This is a genomic window from Halorubrum trapanicum, from assembly GCF_002355655.1.
Classification (GTDB): Archaea; Halobacteriota; Halobacteria; order Halobacteriales; family Haloferacaceae; genus Halorubrum; species Halorubrum trapanicum_A.
In genome coordinates, this window is record NZ_AP017569.1 from 1,663,448 (window position 1) to 1,678,087 (window position 14,640).

Sequence of the window (14,640 nt, forward strand, 5' to 3'; positions counted from 1 at the left end):
TCAGTCGCCTCCGCTTCGCTCCGGCGACTGACTCCCTCGCGCGGTGCTGCTCGGCCGCGGGGCGGCCTCGCAGGCACGCGCCACCGCGGATCTATTTATAAATAAGCGTCGCCGTCGGCGGTCGCGGTCGTGCCTCCCGTCGCCCATCATCGCGCGGTTCCGACGGTTTAAATCGCGTGGGGGTCCAGACTCCGGTAATGGAACCGAGTTCGCTCTCCGGGCTCCCCGCGGGCGTCGGCGAGGCGCTCGAAGCGGAGGGCGTCGCGGAGCTGTACCCGCCCCAGCAGGCGGCGGTCGAGGCTGGCGTCGTCGACGGCGAGAGCATCGTCGCGGCCGTGCCGACCGCGTCGGGGAAGACGCTGATCGCGGAGCTGGCGATGCTCTCCTCGATCGAGCGCGGCGGGAAGGCCTTATATATCGTTCCGCTGCGCGCGCTCGCCAGCGAGAAGAAGGCCGAGTTCGAGCGCTGGGAGGAGTTCGGCGTCACGGTCGGCGTCTCGACGGGCAACTACGACTCCGACGGCGAGTGGCTCGCGAGCCGCGATATCATCGTCGCCACCTCGGAGAAGGTGGACTCGCTGATCCGCAACGGCGCGCCGTGGATCGACGACCTCACCTGCGTCGTCAGCGACGAGGTCCACCTCGTCGACGACTCCCACCGCGGGCCCACCCTCGAAGTCACCCTCGCGAAGCTCCGGAAGGTGAACCCCGGCCTCCAGACGGTCGCGCTCTCCGCGACCGTCGGCAACGCGGACGTCATCGCCGACTGGCTCGACGCCGAGCTCGTCGAGTCCGACTGGCGCCCCATCGAGCTCCGGACGGGCGTCCACTTCGGCAACGCGATCGAGTTCGACGACGGGAGCCGGCGCGAGGTGCCCGTCGAACGCGGCGAGGACCAGACCGCGCGGCTCGTCGCGGACGCCCTCGACACCGAGGAGGACGGGCAGGGCGGCTCCTCGCTCGTCTTCGTCAACTCCCGGCGCAACGCGGAGTCGTCGGCCCGCAAGCTGGGCGAGGTCACGGCGCCCCGCCTCACCGGCGACGAGCGCGACCGCCTCCGCGAGCTGGCCGAGGAGATCCGCGGCGTCTCCGACACCGACACCTCGGAGGACCTCGCGGACGCCGTCGAGCAGGGGTCGGCGTTCCACCACGCCGGCCTCGCGAGCGAACACCGGAGCCTGATCGAGGACGCGTTCCGCGACCGCCTGATCAAGTGCGTCTCCGCGACGCCGACGCTCGCGGCCGGCGTCAACACCCCCGCCCGCCGGGTGATCGTCCGCGACTGGCGCCGCTACGACGGCGAGTTCGGCGGGATGCAACCCCTCGACGTCCTCGAAGTCCACCAGATGTGCGGGCGCGCGGGCCGCCCCGGGCTCGACCCCTACGGCGAGGCGGTGCTGCTCGCGAACAGCGCCGACACCCGCGAGGAGCTGTTCGACCGGTACGTCTGGGCCGACCCCGAGCCGGTCCGCTCGAAGCTGGCGGCCGAGCCCGCGCTCCGGACGCACGTCCTCGCGACGGTCGCCTCGGGGTTCGCGGCCACCCGAGACGGGCTGCTCTCCTTCCTCGATAACACCCTCTACGCGACCCAGACCGACGACGAGGGGCGCCTCGCCGCGGTCACCGACACCGTCCTCGACTACCTCGAAGTCAACGGCTTCGTCGACCGCGACCGCGACGGCGGGAGCGAGGGCCTCGCCGCGACCGGCATCGGCCACACCGTCTCGCGGCTCTACCTCGACCCGATGAGCGCGGCCGAGATCCTCGACGGCCTGCGGACCGTGGCGGACGGCGACGACGAGGACGCCGCCGGCGACTTCGTCCCCGCCGACGGCGCCGGCGCGGACGCCGACCCCGACGCGGGCGCCGACGAAGCCGGGTTCACGACGTACACGCGGGCGGACGACGAGGCGGACGGCAACGCGGACGCCGAGACGGCGGCTTCGAACGACGGCGCCGACGCCCCCGCGGTCACCCCGCTCGGCCTCTATCACCTCGTCAGCCGGACCCCCGACACCTACGAGCTGTACCTGAAGTCCGGCGACCGCGAGGAGTACACCGAGGTCTGCTACGAGCGCGAGGCGGAGTTCCTCGGCGACGTGCCCTCCGAGTACGAGGACGTGCGCTTCGAGGACTGGCTCGCCGCGCTGAAGACGGGCCGCCTCTTGGAGGACTGGGCGAACGAGGTCGACGAAGACCGGATCGCGGAGCGCTACGGCGTCGGACCGGGCGACATCCGCGGGAAGGTCGACACCGCCGAGTGGCTCCTCCGCGCCGCCGAGACGCTCGCCCGCGACGTCGAGGGGATCGACGGCGACGTCGTCGTTCAGGTCCGCGAGGCTCGCAAGCGGCTGGAGTACGGCGTCCGCGAGGAGCTGCTCGACCTCGCCGGCGTCCGCAACGTCGGCCGCAAACGCGCCCGCCGCCTCTTCGAGGCCGGCATCGAGAGCCGCGCCGACCTCCGGGAGGCGGACAAGGCGGTGGTGCTGGGCGCGCTCCGCGGCCGCGAGCGCACCGCCGAGCGCATCTTGGAGAACGCCGGCCGCGAGGACCCGTCGCTCGACGGCGTCGATCCGGACCGCTCGGCGAGCGCGGCGGCGACCGCGGGCGCTGACGCCGACGGCGACGGCGACGGGCAGGCGAGTCTGGGTGATTTCGGATGACTGACCCGGCTGTCGGCGCCGACGGCGAGCCGGCGCCCGACCCCGCGGTCCGCCTCGTCGACGGAACGTTCGCGATCGCCGACCTCGACGCGTTCCTCGCCGATCTCGACGAAATCGCCGTGGAGACCGGCGCGATCGTCCAGGCGTTCGACGCCGGCCTCGTCGTCTCCGCGACGCAGCTCCGCGAGGCGGCGCGGCTCGCCGCGCGGTCGATCGCCCGCGGCGAGGCGGTCGCGCGCGACCCCGGCGTCGAGGTCCTCCTGTACGCCGCCGGTCGCCGCCAGATCGACCGGGCGCTCGAACTCGGCGTCTCGGAGGGCGAGCGCGCCGCGGTCGTCCTCGTCGCGGACTTCGGCGAGGTCCCCGGCGCCGACCGACCGACCGCGGACCTCGACGGCGCGGTCGAGGCGGTTCGGGAACTCGCCGCCGGCTCGACCGAAATCACCGACGGAGCCGACCTCGGGACCGCGTTCGACGAGGACCGCGTCCGGGAGTTCTACGGCGTCACCGACCGCGAACTCGCCGCCACGAACGGCGACCTCATCGACGTCGTCCGCGAGCGCGTCGCGCTGCTCGACGTCGAGAAGTGACCGCGGGTTCGGGACCGATGTCTGCCACCCCTTCGTTTCGACTGGAGACCGCGAGACGGGGTCGCCGCTCGGTTCCAAGCGAAGCGAAAACGAGAGAAGTAGTCCATCCTGGATTCGAACCAGGGTCGTTGCCCCCAGAAGGCAACAGGATTGGCCACTACCCCAATGGACTGCGCACTTATCGGTAGCCAGTACGTCTTTGTAAGCGTTGCGCGTTGCGGCCGCCGTGCGATCGGTTGACGCTCCCGCGTGCGACGGTCTCCCCGTCGCGGGGTCGCCGTTCGCCTCGCGCCGCCTGCGGATCGCGTTCGTGGGTATATCGACGCGTTTTACACGACCCAATCCGCACGAAGCTGTATGTACGTCGGACGATTCGTCGTCGTCGCGCCCGGGATCGGCGGCTACCGCGTCTCCTCGCGCTCGTTCCCGAACCGCCGCGTCCGCGACCGCGGCGAGACGCTCACCGTCGGCCCGACGCCGGACGCGCCCGGGACCGACAACCCCTACGTCTCCTACAACTGCGCGCGGGCGGTCGAGACGCCGACCGAGGAGCCGCTGGCGGCCCTCGGCAACGGCTCGCACGTCGACCCGATCGCGGAGAAGCTGGAGCGCGGCTACCCCGCCCGCGACGCGCTCGCGTCGGCGCTACTCGCGCTCGACTTCGAGAAGGACGACTACGACACGCCCCGCGTCGCCGGCGTCGTCGGCGTCGACGCGGCGGCGATCGGCACCGTCCGCCGCGACGCGCTGCTCGTCAGGACCGTCGACGAGCCAACCGTCGTCGCCACCTACGAGACGGACGCGCCCGAGCCGTACGACCTGACGGCGACCGACGCACCGTCGGTCGCGACGGAACTGCTCGGCGCCGACCTCGAACACCCGGTCTGCGCCGCGGGCGCGACCGTCGACGACGGCGGCGTCTCGCTGGCGTTCGACAACGGCGACGACTGACCGGCCGCGCTCCCGCGGGCGACCGGTCCGACTCGGCGACCGCGGAGGCGGGACCGCCCCCCGCCTTTCCGGCTCCCGACGCCTTTTGCCTCCCCCGTCCGAGTGAGTCCTATGGAACCGATCACCGCCGCCGACTACCACGACATCGCGGTCCCGTCCGACCCCCGGATCTCGCCGGACGGCGACCGCGTCGCCTTCGTGCGCCGACAGCCGACCGACGACGAGGAGTACGAGACGACCGTCTACCTCGTCGACGCCGACGGTGAGGGCGACCCGCGCCGACTCACCATCCCGGAGGGGTCCGACGCCGAGCCGCGCTGGAGCCCCTCCGGCGACCGGCTCGCGTTCACCTCCACCCGCGGCGCGGCCGACGACCGTCAGCAGCTGTGGGTCCTCCCGGTCGCCGGCGGCGAGGCCCGCCGCGTCACCGACGTCGTCGGCGGCGTCTCGCGGATCGCGTGGTCTCCGGACGGCGAACGGATCGCGTTCGTCCAGTCCGTGACCGCGGACGACCGCGAGGCCGACCGCGACCTCGCCGTCCCGGACGACTACGAGCCCGAGGAGCACCCCGACCCGCGCGTCGTCGACCGAACCGTCTACCGCTCCGCCGAGCGGTACTTCGACGGCCGGCGCCCCGGCGTGTACGTCGTCGACGCGGACGCGAGCGTCGGCGGCGTCACCGACCCTGACCCGGCCGAGTCGGGGGCGGTCGAGCGCGTCACCGACCGCGACGCCGACTTCGCCGGCCCGTCGTGGGGCGACGCCGACACGCTGTACTACACCGAGGCGGTCGGCGACGACCCCGACGACTCCGTGGAGATCGCGATCTGGGCCCACGACTTGGCGGCCGACGAGGCCGAGCGCGTCCACACCACGACCGGCTGGGGCGCGGACCTCGCGGCGACCGCGGACGGCCGGGTCGCGTTCACGCACGCGGAGCCGGAGCAGGTGTCGATGCAGCCGACGGACCTCCGCGTCCTCGACGCCGACTCGGGCGCGGTCACCGACCTCACCGGCGGCATCGACCGCGGGCTCGGCCGCGACGTGACGCCGGGGTGGGGGCCCGACGAGGAGACGATCTACTTCGCGACGCCCGACGAGGGGAAGACGGCGCTGTGGCACGTCCCCGCCGACGGGAGCCGAGATCCGGAGCGCCTGCTCCGACCCGGAACCGTCTCGGGCGCGACCGTCGGCGGCGAGGCCGGCGCCGGCCCCGAGTCGGTCACCGTCGCGTACGCCGCGAGCGAGTGGGACCACCCGGGCGACGCGTTCGCCTACGACGCCGCGGCCGACGAGACGACCCGCCTGACCGAGCTGAACGCCGACTACCTCGCCGAGCGGGCGGTCGGCGAGCCCGAGGAACTCCGGTTCGAGTCGGACGGGGTGGAGATCCAGGGGTGGCTGTTGACGCCGCCGGCAGGTTCGGGCGACGGGGACGCGGCCGCCGGCGACGGCGCCGACGAGCCGTACCCGCTCGCGGTCGAGATCCACGGCGGCCCGCACGCGATGTGGTCGACTGCGGGGACGATGTGGCACGAGTTCCAGACGCTCGCGGCCCGCGGCTACGCGGTCTTCTGGTCGAACCCCCGCGGCTCGACCGGCTACGGCGAGGCGTTCACGCAGGCCATCGAGCGCGACTGGGGCGCGGTCACCCTCGACGACGTGATGGCGGGCGTCGAGACCGTCGCCGACCGCCCGGAGGTCGACGCCGACAACGCCTTCGTCACCGGGGGCTCCTTCGGCGGGTTCATGGCCTCGTGGGCGGTCGGGCAGACCGACTACTTCCGGGCGGCGGTCGCCCAGCGCGGCGTCTACGACCTCACCGGCTTCTACGGCTCGACCGACGCCGCCTACAAGCTCGTCGAGGGCGACTTCGACACGGTCCCCTCCGAGGAGCCCGGGTGGCTCTGGGAGCAGTCGCCGACCGGCCACGCCGACGCGGTCGACACGCCCACGCTCCTCGTCCACTCCGAGGACGACACGCGGACGCCGATCTGTACGGCGGAGCTGTACCACCGGATCCTCCGGAAGAACGGCGTCGACACGCGGTTCGTCAGGTACCCCCGCGAGGGCCACGAACTCTCTCGGTCTGGCGAGCCCGGGCACGTCGTCGACCGCATCGAGCGCATCGCCCGCTGGTTCGACGGCTACTCCGACCACCACGACGCCGAGCGCGCGCTCGACCGCCCCGACGACGACGGGCTGACCGCGGGCGCGGACGGAGAGGAGGCGGAAGAGTAGGGGAAAGCGAACTCAGCGCTCGTCCGGGTCGAACCCGTCGATGGCGTCGTGGACGTCGCCGACCCACTCGTCGAGGGCGTCGTGGAGCCGGCGCTTGGCCTCCGGGACCGGAATCGCGGTGTACTGGTAGACGTAGCCGCCGGAGTCGAGCAGCCGCCGCCGGCGCTCGACGAGCCCCTTCTCGCGGAGCGTCGACAGCGACCGGTTCACGTTCGACCGGTCCCGGTCGAGCGCGTCGGCCAGCTCCGAGACGGTGCTGCCCGGGTACTCGAGCAGTTCGAGGTACGCGCGGCTCTCGTGGTCGCGCACGCCGAAGACGCAGGAGAGGACGTGCTCGAAGGAAGGGGAGGTGTCGCCGACGAGGTCCTCGATCTCGGGATCGCTCATGCGACCCGGTTCGCGCGCGGCGAGGTTAAATGTCGGTTTCTGGTCGACGGCGTCACTCCTCGGCGGCGTACCCCATCTGGTCGATGCAGCCCCGCATCCCCGACTCGTCCGCGTGCCGATGGAGGTTCGTCGGCGTGTCGCAGTGGTACGTCTCCCCGTCGTAGCGGAGGGCGACCTCGTGGCTGGCCCCGGCGACCTCGACGTCGACGAGGATCCGCCGGCCGTCGTTGAGCGCGTCGATGAGTTCGTCCGCGGACAGCTCGCCCGCCTCGACTCGGAGTACCTCGCTCATGGGTGTGATTCGGCGGTCGGCGAGTTAAAAGCGACCGATGCGTCTCGGCGTTTTTGGGACCGAGTCGCTAACCGCTCTCACGTCGTCGTCGAGTCCGGGCCCCCCTCCTCGGCGGGCGGCTCGACGCCCTCGGCGGCCGCGACGTCGTCGGTCCGCTTCTCGGTCTCGACGTGCCAGCGGTCGATCTCGGACTCGTACTCGCCGAGGACCTCGGACACCTCGCCTTTCAGCTCGTCGTCGTTGACGTTCACCTCGAAGACGAACGTCTCGCCGTCCTCGGCGCGGGCGACCTCCTGGATGTTCGCGCTGACGAGCTCGTTGTCGAAGTAGTACGGCGCCATCTGGGTCATCACGTTCCGGTAGACGGCGTCTTCCACCTTCCGGAGCGCCTTCCGGCTGGCCGAGTCGGCCGCGCGGGCGACGTGTTCGATCGACTCCCCCCAGCTCTCGCGGGCGCTCTCCGTGTCGTTCTCCTCGACCTTCTCGTAGGACTCCGTGAGCTTCTCCCCGGCCGTCTGGAGGTCGTCTCCCGGCGACTTCCCCGCGCGCTCGCCTTTCCCCTCGTCGACGGAGGCCTGCGCCGCGGTCTTCTCCGAGACGTCCTCGTCGATGCGCTCGTGGGTCTTGGGACGCCACTCGTCGAACTCGTAGTAGGCGTCGCCGTCGACGCCGACCTCCCGGAGCGCGAGGGCGATCCGCTCGCCGTGTTCGACGACGTCGCCCCAGTCGCCGCGCACCTTGAAGCCGGAGATGCTCTCTTCCATCGCTTGCCCCCGTTACGACACGAACGCGTATAAGTCTCCCCGACCGCGCGTGAGCGCGAGCGTCGGTCGAGCGAACGAGAACGGGATATTCGCGAGTCCGTGTGAGCTACTTGCCGTAGGAGAGCCGGCGGCCGAACTCGTCGACCCGGTCCTTGAGGTCGCTGAGGAACCCGCCCGGCGAGACCTGCCGGAACGACGACTCGTCGACCTCGATTCGCTCGCCGGCGAACGGGTCGCGCTCGGCGAGCTCCTCCGAGTCCTGGTCCCCGCTCACGGCGCCCACGACGGTCGACATCGAACACCGTCCGCACGCCTCCGCTTGGATCTCTTCGTCGGACATGGGTATCTCTACCGAACGATCGTGTTTGACGGACTTAAAACCCGTCGGCGGCGTCGCTACGGCGGCTTCTCCGCCACCGCGTTTAAAATCGGGACCGGTTAACGCCGGCTCGACGTCGGTATCGCCGCCGGCTCGACGTCGGCATCGGCGCCGACTTGATGCAGGCATCGGTGCCGACTCGACCGCCGGCCCGATGACCTTTTCAATCGCTCCGTGGAATTGGTTCCCATGGGATACCGCGTCGTCGACACGGACTCGGTGGAGCCGAAGCCCGACCGACCCTGCGAGTGCCGGAAGCTCTCCGAGCCGGGCGGTCTCGATGCCGCGGCGATCAACCGCTTCCGCGCCGAGCCGGGCGAGCAGCTCCCGCTCGCGTACCACTACCACGAGACCCAACAGGAGGCGTTCTACGTGCTCGACGGGACGCTCTCGGTGGAGACGCCCGAGCGGACCTACGAGGTGCCCGCGGACGACCTGTTCGTCGTCGACCCCGAGAGCCCGCAGCGCGCGTATAACCCGGCGGACGCCGACGGTTCCGTGACCGTGCTGGCGATCGGCGCGCCGCCGGCCGACGGCGACGCGGTCGCTTACGACCCGGACGATGAGTGACGCGGCCGAGGGGAGCGACGACGAGACTCGCGACGACGCGGCGACCCCGGCGGAGGGAGACGGGCGCCGCGATCCCGAGGAGCTGCCGGCCGAGATCCGCGAGGCCGTTCCCGACTACGACGACGAGTACCTCGACCGGGTCTCCGACCGGCTGATGTACAGCTACGACCTCGACCGCGACGTGGTCGTCGACGGCGAGCGGTTCGAGCTGACCGCGGAGATGCGGATGCGAAACCAGAAGCAGTTCCTCCACCCCGCGCTGAGCTACGCGGACCACGACGTGATGGAACACCTGTTCGCTCGTCGCGTCGCGACCCCGTCTGTCGGCGAGTTAGAGCGACTCGTGGAGTTCGCTCACGGCGTCGCCGACGAGCGGGTCGACGGGAACGAACAGCACTACGGGACCGACGTCACGGTCGTGCTCGTCGCCGACCGAATCCCCGACGCGGTCGACGAGTTCGTCGACGGGTTCCGCGACCGGACGCTCCTGAAGTTCGGCTACTACGGCCACTACGAGGTGAACCTCGTCGTGGTCGCGCCCGACGAGGAGCGACTCGTCGCCAGCGAGGCCGCGAGCAGCGCCGAGGCGCTCCGGCTGTGGGAACGGGTCGAGAAGCCGGACGACGGGATCTTCTCGAAGTTCGCGAAGCGGTTCTGGCGCTAGGGCGTCACGAGAGCGGCTTTAAAATAGAATTCGTGTCGCGGAGCGGCGACGCCGTCAGTCGTCGCTCGGTTCGGCCGCGGGCGCGTCGCCGCCGCGGACCGTTCTGAGATTTCCGATCCCGATCCGGACGAGCGACAGGGCGATGTAGATCAGCACCAGCCCGAGGACCATCTGCGCCACGGACGAGAGCTGCGCGCCGAGGGTCCCGGCGCCCCCTTGGATGAGGTTGATGTAGAGGTTGTTGTACAGCGCGACCCACGTCAGTCCGAGGACGGTGATCGTCACCATGATCGCCATCGGAACGCCGGTGGAGACGAGCTGCTTGGACTCGTCCCAGTTGGCGAGCCACACCGTCGCCGTCAGCAGCGCGAGCGCCGCAAGCAGCTGGTTCGCGCCGCCGAACAGCCCCCAGAGCGTCTGCCACTGGCCCGAGATGACGAGCACGTACGCGATGCCGATCTGGATGGCCGGGTTCGTGTATCGGCCGCGGGCTGCGGCCCCGATGCCGCCGGAGAGCCCGGAGACGGTCATCCCGTCGTCCATGCCGACGATCTCTTCCATCATGTACCGACCCAGGCGGACCGCGGTGTCGGTGGAGGTGAGCAGGAAGCTCACTAAGACGAGCGCCATGAACACGCTCCCGATGGCCTGCGGGATCCCGAAGCTGGTGAGGATGATCCCGCCGCCGGTCGCGAAGTTCGGTAGCGCGCCGCCGATACCGCCGGCGGCGGCGTCACCGGCGAAGCCGGCGACCGCGAGCGTCGACAGCGCGAGGGCGCCGAGCAGCCCCTCGCCGAGCATCCCGCCGTAGCCGATCAGGCGGGCGTCGCTCTCCTTGTTGAGCTGCTTCGAAGTGGTCCCCGAGGAGACGAGCGAGTGGAATCCGCTGATCGTCCCGCAGGCGATGGTGATGAACAGCAACGGGAACAGCGGGAACAGCCCCGCCGCCTCGATCCCCCAGAACCCCTCGAAGACGCCGATCGAGGAGTCGATGACGAGCGGCTGTGCCGGGGTCGTGATGAGCGTGCCGACGATGATCGCCAGCACGCCCCCGCCGACGCCGGTGTACAGCAGGAACGACGAGAGGTAGTCGCGCGGCTGGAGCAGCACCCACACTGGGAGCGCGCTCGCGACGCCGGCGTACACCATCACGACCGGGATCCAGGCGGCGGTGTTCCCGCCGAGCGCCGCCGCGCCGGGAACCCAACTTCCGGTACTCCCGCTGAACAGGACGAACGTCCCCGCGGGGTGGCTCCCCTCGGCGAGCGCGAACAGCGCGAACGGGTACTGGATGCCGACCCAGACGCCGGCGAAGACGCCGGCGACGAACAGGATCGTCCCCGGGACGAACGGACCGTTGAGCTGGTAGAGGTAGACGCCGAACGCGAGCGCTAAGACCACGTACACCGTACTCGCGGTGGTCACCTGCGGGAACGCGTTGAACACGATCCCGACGACGAGGGCGAACACCGCGACGACGAGGATGATCGTGAGGAACGCGAACCACAGCAGCAGGTTCTTCCCTCGTTCCCCGACGTACTGCCCCACGATATACCCGATCGAGCGCCCCTCGTGGCGGATCGAGCTCGACAGCGAGATGAAGTCGTGGACCGCGCCCATCAGCGGGTTACCGAGCGCGATCCACAGCATCGCGGGAACCCATCCCCAGATGGCGCCCGCAGTGATCGGGCCGACGATCGGTGCGCCCCCCGCGATGCTCGAGAAGTGATGCCCCAGTAGTACCGGCTTCTTCGACGGTACGTACTCCTGTCCGTCCTCGTACTTGTGCGCCGGCGTCTCTCGTTCGTCGTCGAGGTCGACGAAGCGGGAGAGGTACCGCGAGTACCCCATGTATCCGACGGTGAACGTTCCGAGAACCGCGACCATTATCCATATTACGTTTGTCATGAGTTCCCCTGCCTCACGAACTCGGTTTGGAAAGAACGTATTAAATATTGGCTTCGACCGTGATAGTTTTCGCCAGATCCGATCGAATGACTGGGTCAGAGGCCGCACCGCAATTCGTTCCGGCTCTGTGAAAATTAATTTTGTATTTAAACTGCCAGTCCTTATTCGCGCGCGCCCCCTCGAAGAGGGGAAGAGGGCTACTCGCGAGCGGCGGCCGGCTCTCCCGTTTCGACGTCGAGCGCGGCCGCGACCTCCGAGAGCACGTCGCCGCGGACCTCCCGCGTCCGCGACTCGATCTCGGCGACCAGCGGCGGGTCGAACTCCTCGCGGACCTGGTCGAGCCGCTCCCGTTCGGTCGCGACCTTGTCGCGGAGGTAGGTGGCGCCGCGCCCCTCCTCGTGTTCCTCGGGCGACGGCGTGAGCTTGTTCGCGACGAGCCCGCGGACCCGCAGGTCGCGCTCGGTGAACTCCTCGATCGCCCGGCCCGTCTCGTTGACGGACAGCTGGTCGGGGTTCAACACGAGGAAGAAGGCGGCGTCGTTCCGCATCGTGTCGCCGGCGAACTCGAAGAACTCCTTGCGGCGCTGGAGGCGCTCTAAGACGGGGTCGCCGTCCATCAGTCGCCGCGGCTCCATATCGCCGATCGCGGCCTTCTCGAACAGGTCGATCGACTGCTTGCGCTTGTACAGCAGGCGGTCGATCCAGTCGCCGAGGAACTCCGGGAGCCCGAGCAGCCGCAGCGTCGACCCGGTCGGCGCGGTGTCGAAGACGACGCGGTCGTACGGCTCGCTCTCCTCGCGCATCACGTCCACGAACGCGTCGAAGAGGGCGGACTCGTACGCGCCGGGCGTGCCGTGGGACATCTCCAGCTGCCGGTTGATCTCCGAGACCATCGCCGCCGACACCTGCTCGGAGAGCGCCTCGCGGATCTCTTGGAGGTGTCGCTGCATCTCGTCTTCGGGATCGAGCTCCAATGCGTCGAGGCCGCCGACGCCGTCGACGGACTCCGGCTCGTCGCCGAACCCCTGGTCGAACACGTCGGACACGGAGTGCGCGGGGTCGGTCGAGACGACCAGCGTGCGCAGCCCGGCGTCGGCGCAACGGTACGCGTAGGCGCAGGAGACGGTCGTCTTGCCGACCCCGCCCTTCCCGCCGAAGAAGACGAACTGCTCCATCAGAAGTGGTACTGCTGGCCCTTGCGCTCCATGAGGCTCTCCCGGTCCCACAGCCGCCGCTCCCACGCCTCGAACTCGTCTTCGAGGTAGGGGAGCAGCTCGGCGGTGTAGTACGACACCGGCGACGGGACCCCGAACGCGTCCGGGAAGCACGCGAGCATGAACTCGTCTTCTACGTCCTCGGCCTCCTTCTCAATCTTCTCGTAGGCCGGATGGGTGAACATCCCGTGATACAGGCCGCGGAGCCACTCCTCCAGCGCGGCTCGGAACGTTTCGATCCGGTCGGCTACTGTCATCATCTCTCATGATACTCTTCCGGCGTTAAAACCTGTCGCGGCCGGGGCGCCGCGATCGCGGTCTCCGGTGCGGATCGCCCTCGGAGCGCGAGGCGTCAGGCGGTGTTCCCTTCTGCGAGTTCGCCCGACGCCTCGTCGGAGTCGGCGTCGTCGTCGTCCAGTTCCGGTTGATCCTCGTTACCGGGGCTCGGGGTGTGGATATCGCTGCCGAGCGCTCCCCAGACGAGGTACAGCATCGCGGCGACCATCAGCACTGTCACCGCGACGCTGACCAGCGACACGGTGGCGGCGGACAGAACCATGTCCCGAGTTCGACGACCGCAGCCTATCAACGTATCGGCTCGGATCGGCCTGCGGCGGGGGCCCGCGTCCGACCGCTCCCGCGCGCCGCCCGGGGGTTCAAGAGCGTCGTGGCCGATCCGACCGTATGGACGACCGCATCCCGGTGACCGTGCTCTCGGGGAGCCTCGGCGCCGGTAAGACGACCCTTCTGAACCACCTGCTGCGGAACGCCGGCGACCGCGACCTCGCGGTGCTGGTCAACGACATGGGCGACGTGAACGTCGACGCCGAGCTGATCGCCGAGGAGTCGGAGGTCGGCGTCGAGGGCGTCACGGAGCTGTCGAACGGCTGTATCTGCTGCGAGCTTCAGGACGACTTAGAGACCGCCGTGGTGCGGCTCGCGAACGAGCGCTCCTTCGACGCCCTGGTCGTCGAGTCGTCGGGGATCTCCGAGCCCGCGCCGGTCGCCCGGCTGTTCACGACCGAGTCGCGCGCGGCGGCCCGGTACCGGGTCGACGCGCTGGTGACCGTGATCGACACGCGGCAGTTCCTCGACGCCTTCGCGGGCGAGCAGGCGCCGGAGCGGCGCGTCGACCCCGACGCGGAGGCCGGCGCGGGCGACGGCGACGCCGAGCGTCCCCTCTCTGACCTCCTCGTCGAGCAGGTCGAGGTGTCGAACCTGGTGGTGTGTAACAAGGCCGACCTCTGTACCGACGCGGAGATGGACGAGGCGATCGAACTCGTGGGCGCGCTCCAGCCCGACGCTGAGACGGTCGTCGCGGAGTTCTCCGCGGTCGACCCTGACCGGATCCTCGACGTGGGCCTGTTCGACGCGAGCGAGCTCGGGGACCTGCCGGGGTGGAAGCGCGCGCTGGCCGAGGGCGGGGCTCACGGGCACGGAGAGGAAGACGGCCACGGGGAGGGCGACGGCCACGGGGAGGGCGACGGCCACGGGGAGAGCGACGACCACGGCCACCGCCACCCCGACGAGGTGTACGGGGTTTCCTCGTTCACGTACCGCCGCCGCCGACCGTTCCAGCCGGAGCGGATCGCCGCCGTCCTCCGGGACCTCCCCCCCGAGGTCGTCCGCTCGAAGGGGACGCTGTGGATCGCGGGCACCGACCAGCGCCAGCAGGTCGGGCAGGCCGGCGCGTCGGTGCGGGTCGAGGCGCTCGGCCCCTGGATCGCGAGCCTCCCGTCGGTCGAGCGCGACATGCTGCGCTCGAACCGGCCGAACCTCGACTGGGACGACGAACACGGCGACCGACTGACGGAGTACGTCGTCATCGGCACCGACATCGACGAGGCGGCGATCCGCGAGCGCCTCGACGACGCGCTCGTCACGGACGAGGAGTGGGCGGCGGCCGAGGCGGACGACGACGAGATCGGCGGGGAGCTCCCCTTCCCGACGGAGCAGGGCGAGGAGCTGGCGCTCCGCGAGCCGTGAAAAAGAGCGTCGGCCGCCGCGCCGCGGGAGC

The 14,640-nt window shown here is 70.4% G+C and carries 15 protein-coding genes; 7 read left to right on the forward strand and 8 right to left on the reverse strand.

Annotated elements, in window-relative coordinates; all coding sequences use genetic code 11:
* Positions 1 to 197: 197 nt before the first annotated feature.
* The 4 genes from CPZ01_RS08035 to CPZ01_RS08055 all read left to right on the forward strand — a co-directional run bounded on the left by CPZ01_RS08035 (position 198) and on the right by CPZ01_RS08055 (position 6,445).
* The gene (locus CPZ01_RS08035; protein WP_096394238.1) at positions 198 to 2,663 is read left to right on the forward strand and encodes an ATP-dependent DNA helicase; all 2,466 of its coding nucleotides are present in this window, start codon (positions 198 to 200) and stop codon (positions 2,661 to 2,663) included.
* Entirely contained in the window at positions 2,660 to 3,253 is a 594-nt protein-coding gene (gene cgi121, locus CPZ01_RS08040; RefSeq protein ID WP_096394239.1) for a KEOPS complex subunit Cgi121, read from the forward strand. Before CPZ01_RS08035 ends, cgi121 begins: the two co-directional genes overlap by 4 nt.
* A gap of 357 nt (positions 3,254 to 3,610) precedes the next feature.
* Complete coding sequence (locus CPZ01_RS08050; protein WP_096394240.1) at positions 3,611 to 4,204, forward strand: IMP cyclohydrolase; 594 nt, start codon at positions 3,611 to 3,613, stop codon at positions 4,202 to 4,204.
* 111 nt (positions 4,205 to 4,315) lie between these two features.
* Positions 4,316 to 6,445: a S9 family peptidase gene (locus CPZ01_RS08055; protein ID WP_096394241.1), complete on the forward strand. Its 2,130-nt coding sequence runs from the start codon at positions 4,316 to 4,318 to the stop codon at positions 6,443 to 6,445.
* A gap of 12 nt (positions 6,446 to 6,457) precedes the next feature.
* On the opposite strand, the gene CPZ01_RS08060 is transcribed toward CPZ01_RS08055, so the two are convergent.
* The 4 genes from CPZ01_RS08060 to CPZ01_RS08075 form a co-directional block, all read right to left on the reverse strand.
* Positions 6,458 to 6,832: a helix-turn-helix domain-containing protein gene (locus CPZ01_RS08060; RefSeq protein WP_096394242.1), complete on the reverse strand. Its 375-nt coding sequence runs from the start codon at positions 6,830 to 6,832 to the stop codon at positions 6,458 to 6,460.
* Positions 6,833 to 6,884: 52 nt separating this feature from the next.
* Positions 6,885 to 7,124 (reverse strand): hypothetical protein, encoded by a 240-nt coding sequence (locus tag CPZ01_RS08065; protein WP_096394243.1) that lies wholly within the window; start codon positions 7,122 to 7,124, stop codon positions 6,885 to 6,887.
* A gap of 77 nt (positions 7,125 to 7,201) precedes the next feature.
* On the reverse strand, positions 7,202 to 7,888 hold the full coding sequence (locus CPZ01_RS08070) for a DUF5828 family protein (protein WP_096394244.1): 687 nt from the start codon (positions 7,886 to 7,888) through the stop codon (positions 7,202 to 7,204).
* A 106-nt stretch (positions 7,889 to 7,994) separates the two neighbouring features.
* Positions 7,995 to 8,228 carry a hypothetical protein gene (locus CPZ01_RS08075; RefSeq protein WP_096394245.1) on the reverse strand — a complete coding sequence of 78 codons (234 nt, stop codon included), beginning with the start codon at positions 8,226 to 8,228 and terminating at the stop codon, positions 7,995 to 7,997.
* Between the two features lie 228 nt (positions 8,229 to 8,456).
* Between CPZ01_RS08075 and CPZ01_RS08080 the strand changes: the two genes are divergently transcribed.
* Together CPZ01_RS08080 and CPZ01_RS08085 are read left to right on the forward strand one after the other, a co-directional pair.
* Positions 8,457 to 8,837 carry a cupin domain-containing protein gene (locus CPZ01_RS08080; protein WP_096394246.1) on the forward strand — a complete coding sequence of 127 codons (381 nt, stop codon included), beginning with the start codon at positions 8,457 to 8,459 and terminating at the stop codon, positions 8,835 to 8,837.
* A complete protein-coding gene (locus tag CPZ01_RS08085) occupies positions 8,830 to 9,501 on the forward strand; it encodes a hypothetical protein (RefSeq protein WP_197702916.1) in 672 nt (223 codons plus the stop codon). The genes CPZ01_RS08080 and CPZ01_RS08085 overlap by 8 nt, the downstream gene beginning before the upstream one ends.
* A gap of 54 nt (positions 9,502 to 9,555) precedes the next feature.
* Here CPZ01_RS08085 and CPZ01_RS08090 read toward each other — a convergent pair whose 3' ends face one another.
* From CPZ01_RS08090 to CPZ01_RS08105, 4 genes are all read right to left on the reverse strand, one after another.
* Positions 9,556 to 11,409, reverse strand: a complete 1,854-nt coding sequence (locus CPZ01_RS08090; protein WP_096394247.1) for a carbon starvation CstA family protein — start codon at positions 11,407 to 11,409, stop codon at positions 9,556 to 9,558.
* Positions 11,410 to 11,606: 197 nt separating this feature from the next.
* Positions 11,607 to 12,584, reverse strand: a complete 978-nt coding sequence (locus tag CPZ01_RS08095) for an ArsA family ATPase (protein WP_096394248.1) — start codon at positions 12,582 to 12,584, stop codon at positions 11,607 to 11,609.
* Positions 12,584 to 12,880, reverse strand: a complete 297-nt coding sequence (locus tag CPZ01_RS08100) for a hypothetical protein (RefSeq protein WP_096396203.1) — start codon at positions 12,878 to 12,880, stop codon at positions 12,584 to 12,586. The genes CPZ01_RS08095 and CPZ01_RS08100 overlap by 1 nt, the downstream gene beginning before the upstream one ends.
* A gap of 95 nt (positions 12,881 to 12,975) precedes the next feature.
* On the reverse strand, positions 12,976 to 13,182 hold the full coding sequence (locus tag CPZ01_RS08105) for a hypothetical protein (RefSeq protein WP_096394249.1): 207 nt from the start codon (positions 13,180 to 13,182) through the stop codon (positions 12,976 to 12,978).
* 125 nt (positions 13,183 to 13,307) lie between these two features.
* On the opposite strand from CPZ01_RS08105, the gene CPZ01_RS08110 reads away from it, so the two are divergent.
* A complete protein-coding gene (locus tag CPZ01_RS08110; protein WP_096394250.1) occupies positions 13,308 to 14,609 on the forward strand; it encodes a CobW family GTP-binding protein in 1,302 nt (433 codons plus the stop codon).
* Positions 14,610 to 14,640 lie beyond the last annotated feature (31 nt).